Raw genomic sequence first — 14685 nt, forward strand, 5'->3', positions numbered from 1 at the left:
CCAATGAGTTTTTCCGATCGACTGGATGGACTCCAGCGCAGGCGGCCGGTTCTGGGATATCCCATTGCGGTGGTGTACAAGTTCGTCGACGATCAGGGTGGCTACCTCGCGGCCCTGATCACCTACTACGCCTTCGTCTCGCTGTTTCCCGCACTGTTGCTGTTCTCGACGGTTCTGGGAATCGTATTGGCCGGTAGTCCGGAACTGCAGCAGCAGATCCTGAACTCGGCGCTCGGTCAGATCCCGGTGATCGGGGACGAACTGGGCAGGCCCGACCGCATCGGTGGAGGCACCGTGGGTCTGGTGGTGGGTGTCCTGGGCTCCCTGTACGGCGGACTCGGGGTGGCCGTGGCGCTCCAGAACGCGATGAACACGGCGTGGACGGTGCCGAAGAACCTAAGGCCCGATCCCATCCGCGCCCGGGTGCGCGGCTTTGGTCTGCTGAGCACGGTCGGCCTGGCCGTCCTGGCCATCACAGCACTCAATGTGCTCAGTGCCGCAGGATATTTCGGTCCGGAATCGGGCCTCGTGGTGTTCGTGGTCGGCACGTTCTTCTACGTCGGTGTGTTCGTCGTGGCGTTCAGGCTCGCCACCGCGAGGTCGGTGTCGATCCCACAGGTTCTTCCCGGGGCCGTCGTTGCCGGTCTGATCTGGCAGCTGCTGCAGACCTTCGGCAGTGTGTACGTGAAGTACGTCGTCAGCAACGCGACCGTCACCAACGGTGTGTTCGCTGTCGTTCTGGGACTGCTGGCGTTTCTGTACGTGACGTCGGTGTCGATCGTGATGTGCATCGAGATCAACGTGGTTCGCGTCGATCGGCTCTTCCCACGCGCGCTGCTGGCCCCGTTCACCGATGACGTCGAACTGACTCAGGGCGACAAGCTCACGTACACCGGGCAGGCAGAAGCGCAACGCAGCAAGCCGTTCGAGGACATCGACGTGACGTTCGTCGACCCGCCGCGAGCTCAGTCCGAATCCAGCTCGGAACCGGCAGCGGAGGCACCGTAGGAGCGGTCGACTCTGGTTTCCATCGGAAACCGGACTGCCGTGTCACCGAACATCAGCCGGGTGGCCGACAACGCCGATTCTGCAATCGCTTCGGCGACACGACCCGACTCGGCGATAGCACAATGCACCACCACTTCGTCGTGCTGAAAGAACACCAACTCGCTGCCGCTCCCGGAATTCTGGTCGCTCCTGCGGGCTCCGCTCCCTTCGTCGGAATTCCGGTCGCTCCTGCGGGCTCCGCTCCCGGCCAACCGTCCGCGCAGATCCGCCAACAAACACAGCGCCCACTCGGCGGCGGTGGCCTGCACGACGAAATTTCGGGTGAACCGGCCACGCGCATGGGCGTCACCGGTGGACCACCACTGCACCGAGGGCGGTGGGCAGGCCCGTCCCAGCCAGGAACGAACGACCTCGCCACGTTCACCGGCTCGGGCGGCCTCCTCCACCAGTGCAACGGCACCGGGGAACTTGGCCCGTAGTCGCGTCAGCAGAGCGCGCGCGTCACCCGAGGTCGCGCCGTACAGCACCCCGAGAACGGCGACCTTGGCGTGGGCGCGATCGCCGTCGAACGATTCTGCGGCCACCGGTGCGTACAGATCCGCGGTGCCTGCCGCGGCGACCATGCGGGGATCGCCGGACATCGCCGCGAGGATGCGTGGTTCGAGCTGGCCGGCGTCGGCGGCCACGAAGGTGTGGCCGGGATCGGCGATCACACTGGCGCGCAGGGGTTTCGGGATCTGAAGGCCGCCCCCGCCGCGACTGGCCCACCGACCCGACACCACAGCGCCGGGAACGTAGACAGGCCGGAAACGATCGTCGCGAACCCACGCGTCGAGCCACGCCCACCCGTTCGCGGCATGCAGCTTCGAGAGGTCACGGTGCCGCAGCAGTAGCGGAACCGCCGGGTGGTCGATGTCGCGGATAGTATGCGCGCGAGTCGATGTCAGTTCGATACCGACGCGCGCGAACGCGGAGACCAACTCCACGGGCGAGGCAGGATTGACGCGTCGGCCGAACGCCGAGGAGATTTGATTCTCGAGCTCTACGAGGGCCGGGGGAGGGGATCCATCGAGCGGCCGGGTACCGAGCATCGTCTCGAGATGACGGCGATGCGCCGACGCCGAGAACGGCAACCCGTCGAAGGTCATCTCCGCTGCGGCCAGTCCTCCGGCCGACTCGGCTGCTGCCAGCAGGTTCAGTGCGCGATCGTCACCGACGTCCCGGAGCTGACGCCGATACTCGGCGAGAACCGCCGCCGGATCGGAGTTCGGGTTCGCGTCGAACAGACCCGGCCTCAGGTCGGCGGGAGCCGACGGGACAGTCGCAGAGCCGGCCCGCATCGACAGGATGGCACCGACCAAGGCGAGATCGTGACAGCGGCGTACGCGGACTCCCCGTTCGAGCAGTCGAGGATAGATCCGGCTCGTGTCTTCCCACACCCACATCGGCCGTTCGTCGCGCTCGAGCTCGGCTACGGCCGCGACGATATCCTCGGCCACGGTGGGATCGCTCAGCGTCGAGCCGTCGTCGGCGAGGTGCGTCAGCACGGCCTGCTCGCCCTGAGGGACGAGCAGAACCTTCATCGGAGTCGGCCGGGTCTGCGATCGGTCACGAAGGACAAGTCTGCTCCACTCGTCGGCCGAGGTGTGGAGGGGGCTCTTCCGGTGCCCACTCGACGGTGTCTCGGCCGCCCCCGACGCGTCCACGGCGCGGTTTCGGTGGCTCTGAGCAGCCGATTTGGAGAATGGGTAGTCACCTTTGATAGTCTCTATCCCGGCTCGAAACGCAGTGCACATCGATCGTGATGAGCAATTCGATTCAAGTCCATTGGGGTATGGTGTAATTGGCAACACAGCGGTTTCTGGTACCGCCATTCTAGGTTCGAGTCCTGGTACCCCAGCGAGCAGGTGAAGGCGATTTTGTCGCCGAGGCCGAGGCAGTTAAGCTGGCTCAGCACGTACAAGCTCGAACACAATGCAGGTGAAGTTCCTGGCCCCGTCGTCTAGCGGCCTAGGACGCCGCCCTCTCAAGGCGGTAGCGCGGGTTCGAATCCCGTCGGGGCTACAACTGACAACACCCTCTCGATCCAAGGATCGGGAGGGTGTTGTCGTTTCGGTGTGTGCGTCTCAGACGCTCTTGCGGCGGAACATCTTCTGATGGTCGGCCGGACCGTGGACGTTGTTGACCTTCGGTCCACCGTCCTTGTGTTCGACGGAATTGTGGGACTTGCTGTTCTTCTGTTCCAGAACCTCGCGGAACTTCTTCTTCAGTTCTTCACTGCCGGATTCGGGCATGGGGTGACTCCTCGCAGTCGTCGACCGACCGGGTAGGCCGCTCAAGACGAAGGTACCCCACTCTCGCAGCTCGATCAGCTCGTTTTTCTCGGGCCGACGGAGCTGCGGTTTACCTCAGAGTCGCTTGTGCAGAGCGTCCGCGGCGGCAAGAAGATCCGCGGCCCACCGCGCTCCGGGCTTGCGTCCGATTCGATCGATCGGTCCGGATACCGAGATCGCCGCCACCACAGTGTCGTTGCCGTCTCGCACGGGCGCGGCGACGCTCGCCACGCCCGGTTCGCGCTCGCCGGCACTCTGTGCCCATCCGCGCCGCCGAACTTCGAGCAGAACACGCTCGCTGAATTCTGCATCCGGCAAAACTGTTCGTTGGGTCTGCGAATCTGCCCATGCGAGAAGGACTTTGGCACCCGATCCAGCCGTCATCGGCAGGCGTGCGCCGACGAGTACGGTGTCTCGAAGTCCGGTCGGCGGCTCCATGGATGCCACGCACACCCGCACCGTCCCTTCGCGCCGATAGATCTGCACACTCTCACCGGTGATTTCGCGCAGGCGTGGGAGAACCGAGGCGGCGGCATCGAGCAGGGTGTCCGATGCGCTCGCCGCAAGCTCTCCCAATCCCGGACCGGTCCGCCACAGGCCGTCGACATCCCGTACCAGAAGGCGGTGGGTCTCCAGTCCTACCGCGAGGCGGTGGGCCGTTGCCCGGGGCAGGCTCGTTCGAGCGCACAGGTCGTTGAGATTGCAGGGCGTCTCCGCCACCGCGTGCAGCACCGTCATCGCCTTGTCGAGAACACCGATACCGCTCGATTTGTCGACGAGGCCATTGGGGCTATGCTGTCTCATAGAACGATATTAGCCTCCCGAATGCTGAGATTGCACAACTACGAGATCTTCAGTACCTGCCGGGGGCATGATGTCGAGACGATCACGCGAGGTGGACCAGCCCGTTCATCGGCGCGACGACGACAGGGAAGGCGAGGTCCGCGACAGCGATGTCCGAAACACCGAAGACTTTGGCGGAGAAGGTATGGGACCAGCACGTGGTGGTCCGAGGCGGCGGAGAAGGCGGAGCGCGTGAGCCGGATCTGATCTACATCGATCTCCATCTGGTGCACGAGGTCACCAGCCCGCAGGCGTTCGACGGCCTTCGGCTGGCCGGCCGCGGACTCCGACGTCCGGATCTGACGATCGCGACCGAGGATCACAACGTCCCGACGGCCGACATCTTCGCGCCCATCGCAGATCTGGTCTCGCGCACACAGGTCGACACTCTTCGCCGCAACTGCGAGGAATTCGGTGTTCGGCTCTACCCGATGGGCGATCTCGATCAGGGCATCGTGCACATCATCGGGCCGCAGTTGGGTCTGACCCAGCCCGGCATGACCGTGGTGTGCGGAGACAGCCACACCTCGACGCACGGTGCCTTCGGCTCGATCGCAATGGGGATCGGTACCAGCGAGGTCGAGCACGTCATGGCGACGCAGACCCTGTCGCTGCGTCCTTTCAAGACGATGGCGATCAACGTCGACGGTCAGCTCGCCCCCGGTGTGACGAGCAAGGACCTGATCCTTGCCGTCATCGCACAGATCGGCACCGGCGGTGGCCAGGGCTACGTCCTCGAGTACCGCGGTGAGGCCATTCGCAAGCTGTCGATGGAAGCGCGAATGACCATCTGCAACATGTCGATCGAGGCCGGTGCGCGGGCAGGCATGATCGCACCCGACGAAATCACGTACGAGTACCTGAAGGGACGCCCGCACGCTCCTCGCGGAGCCGACTGGGACGCGGCGGTGGCGGCGTGGGACGAACTGGCGACCGATCCGGATGCAGTGTTCGACAACGAGGTCCACATCGATGCCGACACGTTGACGCCGTTCGTCACCTGGGGAACGAATCCGGGTCAGGGTGCGCCACTGGGCGATACGGTGCCCGATCCGGAGGCGATGGTCGACGAGAGCGAGCGGGCGGCAGCCCAGAAGGCTTTGCAGTACATGGGCCTCGAAGCGGGTACACCCATCCGCGAGATCGCTGTCGACACCGTGTTCGTGGGCTCGTGCACCAACGGTCGAATCGAGGATCTGCGGGCCGTCGCATCCGTTCTCGAAGGGCATCGGGTTGCCGACGGAGTGCGAATGCTGGTGGTACCCGGGTCCATGCGGGTGCGAGCGCAGGCGGAGGAGGAGGGCCTGGGTGAGATCTTCACGGCCGCAGGAGCGGAGTGGCGTCAGGCCGGTTGCTCGATGTGCCTGGGAATGAATCCGGATCAGTTGGCGTCGGGCGAGCGATCGGCGTCGACGTCCAACCGGAATTTCGAGGGTAGGCAGGGCAAGGGCGGTCGCACTCATCTCGTGTCGCCTCTGGTTGCCGCCGCTACCGCAATCCGCGGAACCCTGTCCTCTCCGGCGGATCTCGCGTAACGCGCGTCCTCGCTCGGATCGATCGAACGCATAGGAGCACATTCGATGGAAGCTTTCACTCGACACACCGGTATCGGAGTTCCGCTACGGCGGTCCAACGTCGACACCGACCAGATAATCCCCGCGGTCTACCTCAAGCGCGTCACGCGCACCGGATTCGAGGACGGGTTGTTCGCGGCCTGGCGCTCGGACCCGAACTTCATCTTGAATCTCGAGCCCTACAACCGAGGTTCGGTGCTCGTTGCCGGGCCCGATTTCGGTACGGGATCATCACGCGAACATGCCGTCTGGGCACTCTCGGACTTCGGATTTCGGGTTGTGATCGCCTCTCGCTTCGCCGATATCTTTCGCGGAAACTCGGGGAAAGCCGGGCTGTTGGCCGCCGAAGTCGATCAGTCGGACGTCGAATTGCTGTGGAAAGCCTTAGAAGAACAGCCCGGTCTCGAAGTAATTGTCGACCTCGTCGACAAGACCGTAACGGCTGGAACGTTGGTGGTGCGCTTCGCGATTGACGACTACACGCGATGGCGTCTGCTGGAGGGTCTCGACGACATCGGATTGACGTTACGCCAGGTAGAGGCCATTACTGAGTACGAAAAGTCAAGGCCTTCATACAAACCCCTGACCCTCCCGGCGCGGATCGAGACACCCTCCGAAAGCTGACCTGGCACCGGTCCGACACGCTTTGGGGCCGTGAACCATTCCGCAACACCGGAATGAAAATTGGCGTGGCGCATAGACTCTTGACGACTTGGGGTTTACCGTTGTAGTAGTCGGTCCGACGATGGACCACCATATAGCGGAGGAAATCCATGAACAAGGCAGAGCTGATTGACGCCCTGACCGAGAAGTTGGGGTCTGATAGGCGGAGCGCCACAGAGGCTGTCGAGAACATCGTCGACACCATCGTGCGCGCGGTCCACCGCGGCGAGAGTGTCACGATCACGGGCTTCGGCGTGTTCGAGCAGCGTCGTCGCGCAGCGCGTGTCGCCCGTAACCCCCGCACCGGTGAGACCGTTCGCGTGAAGCCGACCAACGTTCCGGCATTCCGTCCGGGTGCACAGTTCAAGGCCGTCATCGCGGGCGGACAGAAGCTGCCCGCAACCGGACCTGCCGTCAAGCGCGGTTCGGCTGCAGCTCCGGCCAAGAAGACTGCGGCAGCGAAGAAGACGGCCGCCAAGAAGGCAGCGGTGAAGACGACCGCCCGCAAGGCCACCACCGCGGCAGCCAAGAAGGCAGCTCCGGCAAAGACCGCCGCCAAGAAGGCAGCTCCCGCAAAGACGGCTGCCAAGAAGGCAGCACCCGCGAAGACCACCGCGCGCAAGACCACGACGGCTGCTGCCAAGAAGGCTCCGGCCAAGACGACCGCTCGCAAGGCTGCAACCACTACGGCTCCTGCCAAGAAGGCTCCGGCCAAGACAGCGGCCAAGAAGACCGTCGCCAAGAAGGCCCCGGCCAAGAAGGCTCCCGCCAAGAAGGCACCCGCGAAGCGCGCAGCGAAGAAGTAGAGCCTGCAGGTTTTCACTCGTCAGGCGCAGCCGCTGACGCGGCAGCGTGAGTGAGACAGGCTGTGAACGGCAGAAGGCCCCCTACTCGAAGATCGAGTCGGGGGCCTTCTGTTTGTCGTTTGTGCCGCTCAGCCGTCGGCGGCGAGGGTGGGCAACGGACTGGCGATGTGATCGGCCGAGATGAGCCTGCCGTCGCGGCGTGAGAGCACCCACACGCTGCCCTTGCGATTTCTGTTGGCCGGCAACGTGATTCCGTCTTTCTCAGCCCACCAACGCATCAAGTCCGGGATCACTTTTCCCTGGCTGCAGACAACGGGGGTGCCGGAAAGTTCGGCGATGTCGCGAGCGCGATGGCGGCCCTTGCGCGGGTCGTCGGCATACCCTTCCTCGGACAAGAGATGCTCGGGAGTGATGTCCACCCCCAACGATTCCGCGAACGGAGCAACGGTCTGCACACATCGAGCACGGTCGGCTGCGTACACTGCATCGCCGCCGAAAGCCCGAAGCAACGACACCAAGGATTCGGCCTGTCGGCGCCCGATCCTGTCGAGTGGACGGTCGACGTCGTTGCCCTTGAACCGTGAGCGCGACCCGGCACTGCCGTGCCGAACCAACAGCACTGTGGAGGTGTCGGCAGGCTTGGCCACGAACCGGCGAAGGATCTTGTGGTCCATGGGATACGAGAGTTCGCGGCCGACGTCCTCGGGCGCTACCCAGCGCAGTTCGTCCACCTCGACATTGGGGACGAACTCGCCCCCGGTGACCTCCGCTGCCCAGTACAGAACTTTCTTGACCCGACGGTGCCCCGGAATCGGGTACGTGACGTAGGACAGAGACCGTCCCAGTCTCGAGTCGAATCCGGTCTCCTCCTTGACCTCTCGGACTGCTGCGTCGACAGCTGTTTCACCGGGATCGAGCTTTCCCTTGGGGAACGACCAGTCGTCGTATTTCGGCCTGTGTACCAAGGCGACCTCGACGCCCGAGCCGCCGCTCGGTGAATGTCGCCACAGGATCGAGCCCGCCGCGAAGATGTTGGCGCGGGGGGAGCCGTCGGAAGTGCCCATCAGGAGCCCTGATTCCTCCGACTGCGCATCAGGTCCACCTGATGCTCACGAACTTTCTCACCCCGAGCCGGTGACGCGACCCAGCCGCCGTCCGGTCCCAGCTCCCAGCATCGAGTGGTGGGGTCGAGGGCAGAATCGAAGATGTCGCTCAGCTGGTTCGCCAACCGAGGATCCTTGACCTGAGCCATCACCTCGACTCGGCGATCGAGGTTGCGGTGCATCATGTCTGCGCTGCCGATCCAGAACTCGTCCGCACCCTGGAAGTGCAGAACACGCGAGTGTTCGAGGAATCGGCCGAGGATGGAACGCACTTCGATGTTCTCCGACAGACCGGGAACTCCTGGCTTGAGAGCACAGATTCCGCGCACCACCACCTTCACCGGCACTCCTGCCATCGATGCTCGGTAGAGCGCGTCGATGACCTGCTCGTCCACCAAGGCGTTGGCCTTGAGGCGAATTCCGGCGCTGCGGCCTTCCTTGAGGTGCTCGACCTCCGCCTCGATGCGCTCGACGATGCCGCGCCGAACTCCGTACGGTGCGACGAGAAGGTTGCGGTACTTGGACTTTCGCGAGTATCCGGTCAGCGAGTTGAACAGATCGGTGAGGTCGGCCCCGATTTCGGGCGACGACGTCAGCAGGCCCACGTCCTCGTAGATTCGCGCTGTCTTGGGGTTGTAGTTGCCGGTACCGATGTGGCAGTACCGGCGAATGACGGATCCCTCTCGGCGCACCACGAGGCACGTCTTGCAGTGCGTCTTGAGGCCGACGAGGCCGTACACCACGTGTACGCCCGCCTTTTCGAGCTTGCGTGCCCACTCGATGTTCGCCTGTTCGTCGAAACGCGCCTTGATCTCGACCAGCGCAACCACCTGCTTGCCCGCGCCTGCGGCATCGACGAGCGCGTTGACGATCGGGGAATCTCCGGAGGTCCGATAGAGCGTCTGCTTGATGGCGAGCACCTGCGGGTCGGCCGCGGCCTGCTCGATGAAGCGTTGAACGCTGGTGGAGAAGGAATCGTACGGATGATGGACCAGGACGTCGCCGTCGCGCAGGGTGGAGAAGACACTCTTGGGGGTCTCGCGCTCACCGAATGCCGGATGGGTGGCCGGAACGAAGGGGGCGTCCTTGAGGTTGGGGCGGTCGACGCTGTAGACCTGCCACAGGCACGACAGGTCGAGCAGTCCGGGAACCTGAATGACGTCGCCTGGATCGACATCGAGTTCGCGAAGCAACAATTCGAGCATGTGCTCGGTCATGTCGTCGGCGATCTCGAGGCGGACCGGAGAGCCGAAACGCCTACGGGCGAGCTCTCGCTCCAGTGCCTGGAGGAGATCCTCGTCGCGGTCTTCCTCGACCTCGAAATCGGCGTTGCGCGTGATCCGGAACGCGTGAGACTCGACGACCTCCATCCCGGGGAAGAGCACGTCCAGATGAGCCGAGATCAACTCCTCCATCGACAGGAAGGCGTCGATGCGGTGGTTGCCCTCGCCGCGCTTGACCCGCACGAAGCGATCGACGTTGTCGGGCACCTTCACGCGGGCGAAGTGCTCACCGGTGGTGGAGTAATCCTTCACTGTCACAGCGAGATTCAAGCTCAGCCCGCTGATGTAAGGGAAGGGGTGGGCCGGGTCGACGGCCAGCGGTGTGAGAACCGGGAAGACCTGCTCGGTGAAGTACTCCGACAGCCGGGCGCGCTCGTCGGTGTCCAGGTCGGACCATCGGATGATCGCGATGCCCTCGGCGGTGAGCTCGGGCAGGATCGAATCCAGCAGTACTCGCGCATGTTTGAGCGCGAGCTCCTGGGTGCGTTGACCGATCACCGCGAGCTGCTCGCGTGGAGTCATGCCGTCGGCGGACCGAACCGACAGTCCGGTTTCGTCACGGCGTTTGAGACCCGCAACCCGAACCATGTAGAACTCGTCGAGATTCGACGCGTAGATCGCGAGGAACTTCGCCCGCTCGAGCAAGGGGAGCGACGAGTCCTCCGCGAGCGCGAGAACACGCGAGTTGAAATCGAGCCAGCTCAATTCCCGGTTGAGATAGCGATTTTCGGGGAGCACGGTGGCAGCGTCGACGGATTCCGGTGTGGCAGCCGGAAGCGCGGAGGGAATACTCGGCATCGTCGCCGCGATCGGAGCGCTCCATGCCGGGTCCGAACCGGTGGCCTTCCCGGTCTCGATCGGAGGATCCTGGTTCGCTGACTGCGCGTCGTCTTTGCTCACCGCACGATCATCCCCCATACCGGGCGTCGGTGAAACTCCGATGGCCGAACTCGAGTCTCCGTTCACTCGACTCCCACGGCGGTCCGCACCGTCAGGCAGTCGTCGCCGATGCTTCGTCACTCCACCCGAGCGAGTGGAGCACGGCCGCCGTCGCCGGTCCGACTCCCAGACGGTGCGCTCTGCGGACGTCGTCGGCGGTGTCCACGTCCAGTCGAAGACCCGGCCAGGTGCCGTCGAGTTCCCGTGCGCCCGAGACGGTGTGGCGACGCGCGGAGTCCCGTCCGAACAGTGGTGCCAACTCGTCGGGGGAGTCCTTCAGGATCAGGGCGGCGGTCCCCGTGCCGTGATGGTCGACCACGAGCGATCTGCCTCCCCGGCGGGACCCGGCGTAGGCCTGCGCGAGTTCGGCCGAACGCATCGCGGGCAGGTCTGCTTGCAACGCGATGATGTCGACGCGGCGCGCGGCGACGGTCTCGCCCCCACCGACATCCACACCGACGTCCACACCAGCGTCACCGTGACGCAGTACGTGCGCTGCGGCCGCGAACGCGTGGTTGAGGCGTTGGTCCGGTTGCAGCGCAGGATCGCGGACCGGTTCGTCGAACACCAGTGCGCCGATCCTTCGGGCCGTCTCTGCGACGAGAGGATCCGGGGTGACCACCGTGACCGAATCGACCACCGAGACGGCGTCGGCGGCCGCAACGGTGTCGCTGAGCATCGCGAGCACCAAGCGAGTCCGATCGGGTGCCGAGAACTCCGCCGCCAAGCGCGACTTCGCCGCGGTGAGATCCTTCACCGCGATGAGAACCCTGACGACGCGGTCGCCGTCGTCGTCTCGTGATGCGCCCATGGTGCTCGATCCTGCCAGCGTCACCGATCTGTGCCGACTCCGACCGCCCGAGGAGGTCTGCGAGTTAGGGTGATGCGCGCGTGGACAGGGCATCGGCGAAGTAGGCGAGGGGTTGGCGGAATGAGCAGAGCAACGGTATTGGGGTCGGGTTCGTGGGGGACCGCATTCGCCAAGGTGTTGGCCGATGCCGGAACGGACGTCACCATGTGGGCCCGCCGGGAGGAACTCGCTGCATCCATCACCGACGACCACGAGAACAAGGACTACCTCCCGGGAATCGAGCTACCGTCGTCCATCCGCGCGACGAGTGATCCGGTCCGTGCCCTCGACGGAGCCGACATCGTGGTTCTCGCCGTGCCGTCGCAGAGTCTGCGGGCCAATCTGGAGGCCTGGACCGACTCGATCCCGCCGCAGGCAACGCTGCTCTCCCTGGCGAAGGGAATCGAGACCGGAACGCTCATGCGGATGAGTCAGGTGATCTCTCAGGTCACCGGTGCCGATCCCAGCCGGGTGGCGTGCCTGTCCGGGCCGAATCTTGCGCGCCCGATCGCCGAGGGGCAGCCCGCAGCCACCGTCATCGCCTGCTCCGACTCCCAGCGAGCCCTGGAGATTCAGAAGTCCTGCGCGACCGGATATTTCAGGCCTTACACCAACAGTGACGTCATCGGCGCCGAGATCGGTGGTGCCTGCAAGAACGTCATCGCCCTCGCCTGCGGGATGGCCGCAGGCGTCGGATACGGCGAGAACACCCTCGCGTCGATCATGACCAGGGGTCTGGCCGAGATCATCCGCCTCGGAGTGGCGCTCGGTGCCAAGCCGTCGACGCTCTCTGGCCTGGCCGGCGTGGGCGACCTGGTCGCCACCTGCTCGTCGCCTCTCTCGCGCAATCGGACGTTCGGAGAGCGACTGGGTTCGGGTGGCTCCCTCGAGAGTGCGCAGGAGGCAGCGCACGGGCAGGTGGCCGAGGGCGTCAAGTCCTGCACCTCGGTGCGAGCGCTCGCCGAGAGTTACGACGTCGAGATGCCACTGACCGACGCGGTGCATCGGGTGTGTCACGGCGGCATGTCCGTTCCGGATGCGGTCGGGCACCTGCTGGGACGTCGTATCAAGCCCGAGTGAGGCAGTGATCGCGGTCTCGCGACGAACAGGGCGAATCCGCGTTCGATGAGCCGCGGCGGTACGGTTTCTCATCGTGAGTACTCCCCGCATCAAAGTTGCCGTCGTCTTCGGTGGCCGCAGTAGCGAGCATGCCGTGTCCTGTGTATCGGCAGGTAGCGTGCTGCAGAACCTCGATCCGGCCAAGTACGAGGTGGTTCCGGTGGGGATCACCGCGGACGGTGCCTGGGTACTCGGCTCCTCCGACATCGATGCGTTGGCGATTCACGACCGGGTGCTGCCGACCGTCGACAAGACGGGAGCCGCGCTTGCGCTCAGTACGGACCCCGGCCACGCCGGTGCTCTTCTCGCCCTCGGCGAGGGGGAAGGCGGGACGGTGCTCGCATCCGTCGACGTCGTGTTCCCCGTTCTGCACGGACCGTACGGCGAGGACGGCACCCTGCAGGGTCTGCTCGAACTGGCCGGCGTTCCGTACGTCGGGCCGGGCGTGCTGGCCAGCGCTGCGGGCATGGACAAGGAATTCACCAAGAAGTTGCTCGGAGCCGAAGGACTGCCGATCGGTCGCCAGGTCGTACTCCGACGCGCGGTCGACGACCTGACGGCTGCCGAGCGTGAGCGAATCGGCCTGCCCGCATTCGTCAAACCGGCCCGAGGTGGATCGTCCATCGGAATCTCGCGCATCACCGCGTGGGACCAACTACCCACCGCGATCGCCGTCGCACGCGAACACGACCCCAAGGTGATCGTCGAGGGCATGATCCACGGCCGCGAGGTCGAGTGCGGGGTGCTGGAATTTCCCGACGGCACCGTGCGCGCGAGCGCCGTCGCCGAGATCCGAATTCCCGACGCGGACATCGACGATCATGCTTTCTACGACTTCGACACCAAGTACCTCGACGATGTCAGTGAGTTCGACATCCCGGCGGCACTCGACGACGCCACGAGCGACCGCATACGTGAACTCGCCGTCGCGGCCTTCCGAGCGTTGGACTGCCAGGGCCTGGCGCGGGTGGATTTCTTCGTCACCGAGAACGGTCCGGTCATCAACGAGATCAACACGATGCCCGGGTTCACCTCGATCTCGATGTACCCCAAGATGTGGGCGGAATCCGGCGTCGACTACCCGACTCTCATCGCGACTCTGATCGACACCGCACTCGCCCGCGGCACCGGTTTGCGCTAGAGCCGTTGCGGCCCAGCACTACTGCAACGGAGCCGGGTCGAGAGGTTGTTGGGGCAGCGCATCCGACACGGCCGAGGACGCGTCCTGCAACGGGGTGGGGCCCGAGTCGCCCGGAATCGTCAGGGCAACGTAGACGCCGCGATCGACGACGAACCATGTGCTGGCATCGATCCCGTCGTCTTCCCCGGACACCTCGAACCACTGAACGCCGTTGATCACCTGCAGCGGTGCGGCCACATCGAACCCGATGGGCCGGGGCAGGCCGCACCGCAACACGACCGGCTCGGCGTTCTCCACGTCCGAGGCCCACGCGCGGACTCCGACCGGGGCCGGGTCGGCCAACTCGGCTCCGGTGTAGTCGCCGAGGTTCTCGGGCAAGGCGTCGAGCAGGGACGTGCACTGCGCGCTCGCGGCATCGGGGGAGTCGACCGGGCCCAGCGCGACCGGATCGCGGACGGGCGAGCGGTTGACCGCGATGGCGGCAACCAGAACTCCGACGACCAGCGCGACCGGCAACGCGATCGCGGTGGCGATGACTGCGGGATGGCGCTGCTCGCGAGTGCTCTCGGTCTCGGCCGGGCTGTCTTCGGTGCCGGCGTCGTTGCCGGTGTCGGGTGAATTCACGAGCTATCCGACGGACGTCGTCGACTGCGGGGCCACGGGGCAGGTGAGGGTGCGAGTGATGGCATCGACCTTCTGGATGCGCGAGACGATCTCGGCGATCTCGGCGTCCGAGGCACCGTCGGCGCGCGCGATCACGTCGTAGGGCCCGACGACGGCCTCCGCCGACACGACACCGTCGACGGCCTCGATCTGCTGTGCGACGGCCGTCGCACGGCCCACCTCGGTCTGAACGAGAACGAATGCTTGCACCATCGGTGGTCCCTTTCCCCTGCCGGACTTCTCGACTGTAGGTTGGTTCGACTACGTTCTCTTCGCACGTAACCTGCTGCATCGGTACTGTCCCGACCGCCGCTAAAAGGTACCGCAGGCTCGGCGCGCGCTCCGCGTGAGACCGTCGCG

14 protein-coding genes and 2 tRNA genes are annotated in these 14685 nt (G+C 65.1%); 8 read left to right on the forward strand and 8 right to left on the reverse strand.

What is annotated here, in order from left to right; translation table 11 throughout:
• Positions 1-3: 3 nt before the first annotated feature.
• A complete protein-coding gene (locus tag R3P93_RS02815) occupies positions 4-1008 on the forward strand; it encodes a YihY/virulence factor BrkB family protein (RefSeq protein ID WP_068049521.1) in 1005 nt (334 codons plus the stop codon).
• On the opposite strand, the gene R3P93_RS02820 is transcribed toward R3P93_RS02815, so the two are convergent.
• Entirely contained in the window at positions 966-2591 is a 1626-nt protein-coding gene (locus R3P93_RS02820) for a bifunctional 3'-5' exonuclease/DNA polymerase (RefSeq protein ID WP_317532366.1), read from the reverse strand. The genes R3P93_RS02815 and R3P93_RS02820 overlap by 43 nt on opposite strands.
• A 245-nt stretch (positions 2592-2836) precedes the next feature.
• Here R3P93_RS02820 and R3P93_RS02825 point away from each other — a divergent pair.
• Together R3P93_RS02825 and R3P93_RS02830 are read left to right on the forward strand one after the other, a co-directional pair.
• Positions 2837-2908 (forward strand) — tRNA-Gln (locus R3P93_RS02825).
• 91 nt (positions 2909-2999) lie between these two features.
• Positions 3000-3072, forward strand: a tRNA-Glu gene (locus tag R3P93_RS02830).
• A gap of 62 nt (positions 3073-3134) precedes the next feature.
• On the opposite strand, the gene R3P93_RS02835 is transcribed toward R3P93_RS02830, so the two are convergent.
• Complete coding sequence (locus R3P93_RS02835) at positions 3135-3302, reverse strand: DUF5302 domain-containing protein (RefSeq protein WP_176460484.1); 168 nt, start codon at positions 3300-3302, stop codon at positions 3135-3137.
• A gap of 114 nt (positions 3303-3416) precedes the next feature.
• On the reverse strand, positions 3417-4145 hold the full coding sequence (locus R3P93_RS02840) for an IclR family transcriptional regulator (protein ID WP_068049524.1): 729 nt from the start codon (positions 4143-4145) through the stop codon (positions 3417-3419).
• Positions 4146-4294: 149 nt separating this feature from the next.
• Between R3P93_RS02840 and leuC the strand changes: the two genes are divergently transcribed.
• The 3 genes from leuC (at position 4295) to R3P93_RS02855 (ending at position 7227) form a co-directional block, all read left to right on the forward strand.
• Entirely contained in the window at positions 4295-5719 is a 1425-nt protein-coding gene (gene leuC / locus R3P93_RS02845; RefSeq protein ID WP_068049525.1) for a 3-isopropylmalate dehydratase large subunit, read from the forward strand.
• A 45-nt stretch (positions 5720-5764) separates the two neighbouring features.
• The gene (gene leuD / locus R3P93_RS02850) at positions 5765-6382 is read left to right on the forward strand and encodes a 3-isopropylmalate dehydratase small subunit (RefSeq protein ID WP_094642248.1); all 618 of its coding nucleotides are present in this window, start codon (positions 5765-5767) and stop codon (positions 6380-6382) included.
• A gap of 149 nt (positions 6383-6531) precedes the next feature.
• Positions 6532-7227: an HU family DNA-binding protein gene (locus R3P93_RS02855; protein WP_027496655.1), complete on the forward strand. Its 696-nt coding sequence runs from the start codon at positions 6532-6534 to the stop codon at positions 7225-7227.
• A gap of 128 nt (positions 7228-7355) precedes the next feature.
• Here the strand turns inward: R3P93_RS02855 and R3P93_RS02860 are convergent, their stop codons facing one another.
• The 3 genes from R3P93_RS02860 to R3P93_RS02870 form a co-directional block, all read right to left on the reverse strand.
• A complete protein-coding gene (locus tag R3P93_RS02860; protein ID WP_068049529.1) occupies positions 7356-8291 on the reverse strand; it encodes an NUDIX hydrolase in 936 nt (311 codons plus the stop codon).
• Positions 8291-10411: an RNA degradosome polyphosphate kinase gene (locus R3P93_RS02865; protein WP_256980974.1), complete on the reverse strand. Its 2121-nt coding sequence runs from the start codon at positions 10409-10411 to the stop codon at positions 8291-8293. The genes R3P93_RS02860 and R3P93_RS02865 overlap by 1 nt, the downstream gene beginning before the upstream one ends.
• Before the next feature lie 193 nt (positions 10412-10604).
• Positions 10605-11381 (reverse strand): 2-phospho-L-lactate guanylyltransferase, encoded by a 777-nt coding sequence (locus R3P93_RS02870; RefSeq protein WP_373455166.1) that lies wholly within the window; start codon positions 11379-11381, stop codon positions 10605-10607.
• A 102-nt stretch (positions 11382-11483) separates the two neighbouring features.
• On the opposite strand from R3P93_RS02870, the gene R3P93_RS02875 reads away from it, so the two are divergent.
• Together R3P93_RS02875 and R3P93_RS02880 are read left to right on the forward strand one after the other, a co-directional pair.
• Positions 11484-12482 (forward strand): NAD(P)H-dependent glycerol-3-phosphate dehydrogenase, encoded by a 999-nt coding sequence (locus tag R3P93_RS02875; protein ID WP_094688809.1) that lies wholly within the window; start codon positions 11484-11486, stop codon positions 12480-12482.
• Between the two features lie 73 nt (positions 12483-12555).
• Positions 12556-13662 (forward strand): D-alanine--D-alanine ligase family protein, encoded by a 1107-nt coding sequence (locus R3P93_RS02880; protein WP_094642240.1) that lies wholly within the window; start codon positions 12556-12558, stop codon positions 13660-13662.
• Positions 13663-13680: 18 nt separating this feature from the next.
• Here R3P93_RS02880 and R3P93_RS02885 read toward each other — a convergent pair whose 3' ends face one another.
• Both R3P93_RS02885 and R3P93_RS02890 read right to left on the reverse strand, forming a co-directional pair.
• The gene (locus R3P93_RS02885; protein ID WP_068049543.1) at positions 13681-14286 is read right to left on the reverse strand and encodes a DUF3515 domain-containing protein; all 606 of its coding nucleotides are present in this window, start codon (positions 14284-14286) and stop codon (positions 13681-13683) included.
• Positions 14287-14289: 3 nt separating this feature from the next.
• Positions 14290-14538 (reverse strand): Lrp/AsnC ligand binding domain-containing protein, encoded by a 249-nt coding sequence (locus R3P93_RS02890; RefSeq protein ID WP_037189711.1) that lies wholly within the window; start codon positions 14536-14538, stop codon positions 14290-14292.
• Positions 14539-14685 lie beyond the last annotated feature (147 nt).

The sequence above is a fragment of the Rhodococcus cerastii genome (genome assembly GCF_033042195.1).
Lineage (GTDB): Bacteria > Actinomycetota > Actinomycetes > Mycobacteriales > Mycobacteriaceae > Rhodococcoides.

What these genes read in the sequence shown, in the direction of transcription:
- R3P93_RS02890 (WP_037189711.1), bottom strand. Translation starts at nt 14,538, where the DNA reads ATGGTGCAAGCATTCGTTCTCGTTCAGACCGAGGTGGGCCGTGCGACG.
- R3P93_RS02860 (WP_068049529.1), bottom strand. Translation starts at nt 8,291, where the DNA reads ATGGGCACTTCCGACGGCTCCCCCCGCGCCAACATCTTCGCGGCGGGC.
- R3P93_RS02820 (WP_317532366.1), bottom strand. Translation starts at nt 2,591, where the DNA reads ATGAAGGTTCTGCTCGTCCCTCAGGGCGAGCAGGCCGTGCTGACGCAC.
- R3P93_RS02815 (WP_068049521.1), top strand. Translation starts at nt 4, where the DNA reads ATGAGTTTTTCCGATCGACTGGATGGACTCCAGCGCAGGCGGCCGGTT.
- leuD (WP_094642248.1), top strand. Translation starts at nt 5,765, where the DNA reads ATGGAAGCTTTCACTCGACACACCGGTATCGGAGTTCCGCTACGGCGG.
- leuC (WP_068049525.1), top strand. Translation starts at nt 4,295, where the DNA reads ATGTCCGAAACACCGAAGACTTTGGCGGAGAAGGTATGGGACCAGCAC.
- R3P93_RS02855 (WP_027496655.1), top strand. Translation starts at nt 6,532, where the DNA reads ATGAACAAGGCAGAGCTGATTGACGCCCTGACCGAGAAGTTGGGGTCT.
- R3P93_RS02840 (WP_068049524.1), bottom strand. Translation starts at nt 4,145, where the DNA reads ATGAGACAGCATAGCCCCAATGGCCTCGTCGACAAATCGAGCGGTATC.
- R3P93_RS02875 (WP_094688809.1), top strand. Translation starts at nt 11,484, where the DNA reads ATGAGCAGAGCAACGGTATTGGGGTCGGGTTCGTGGGGGACCGCATTC.
- R3P93_RS02865 (WP_256980974.1), bottom strand. Translation starts at nt 10,411, where the DNA reads ATGCCGAGTATTCCCTCCGCGCTTCCGGCTGCCACACCGGAATCCGTC.
- R3P93_RS02835 (WP_176460484.1), bottom strand. Translation starts at nt 3,302, where the DNA reads ATGCCCGAATCCGGCAGTGAAGAACTGAAGAAGAAGTTCCGCGAGGTT.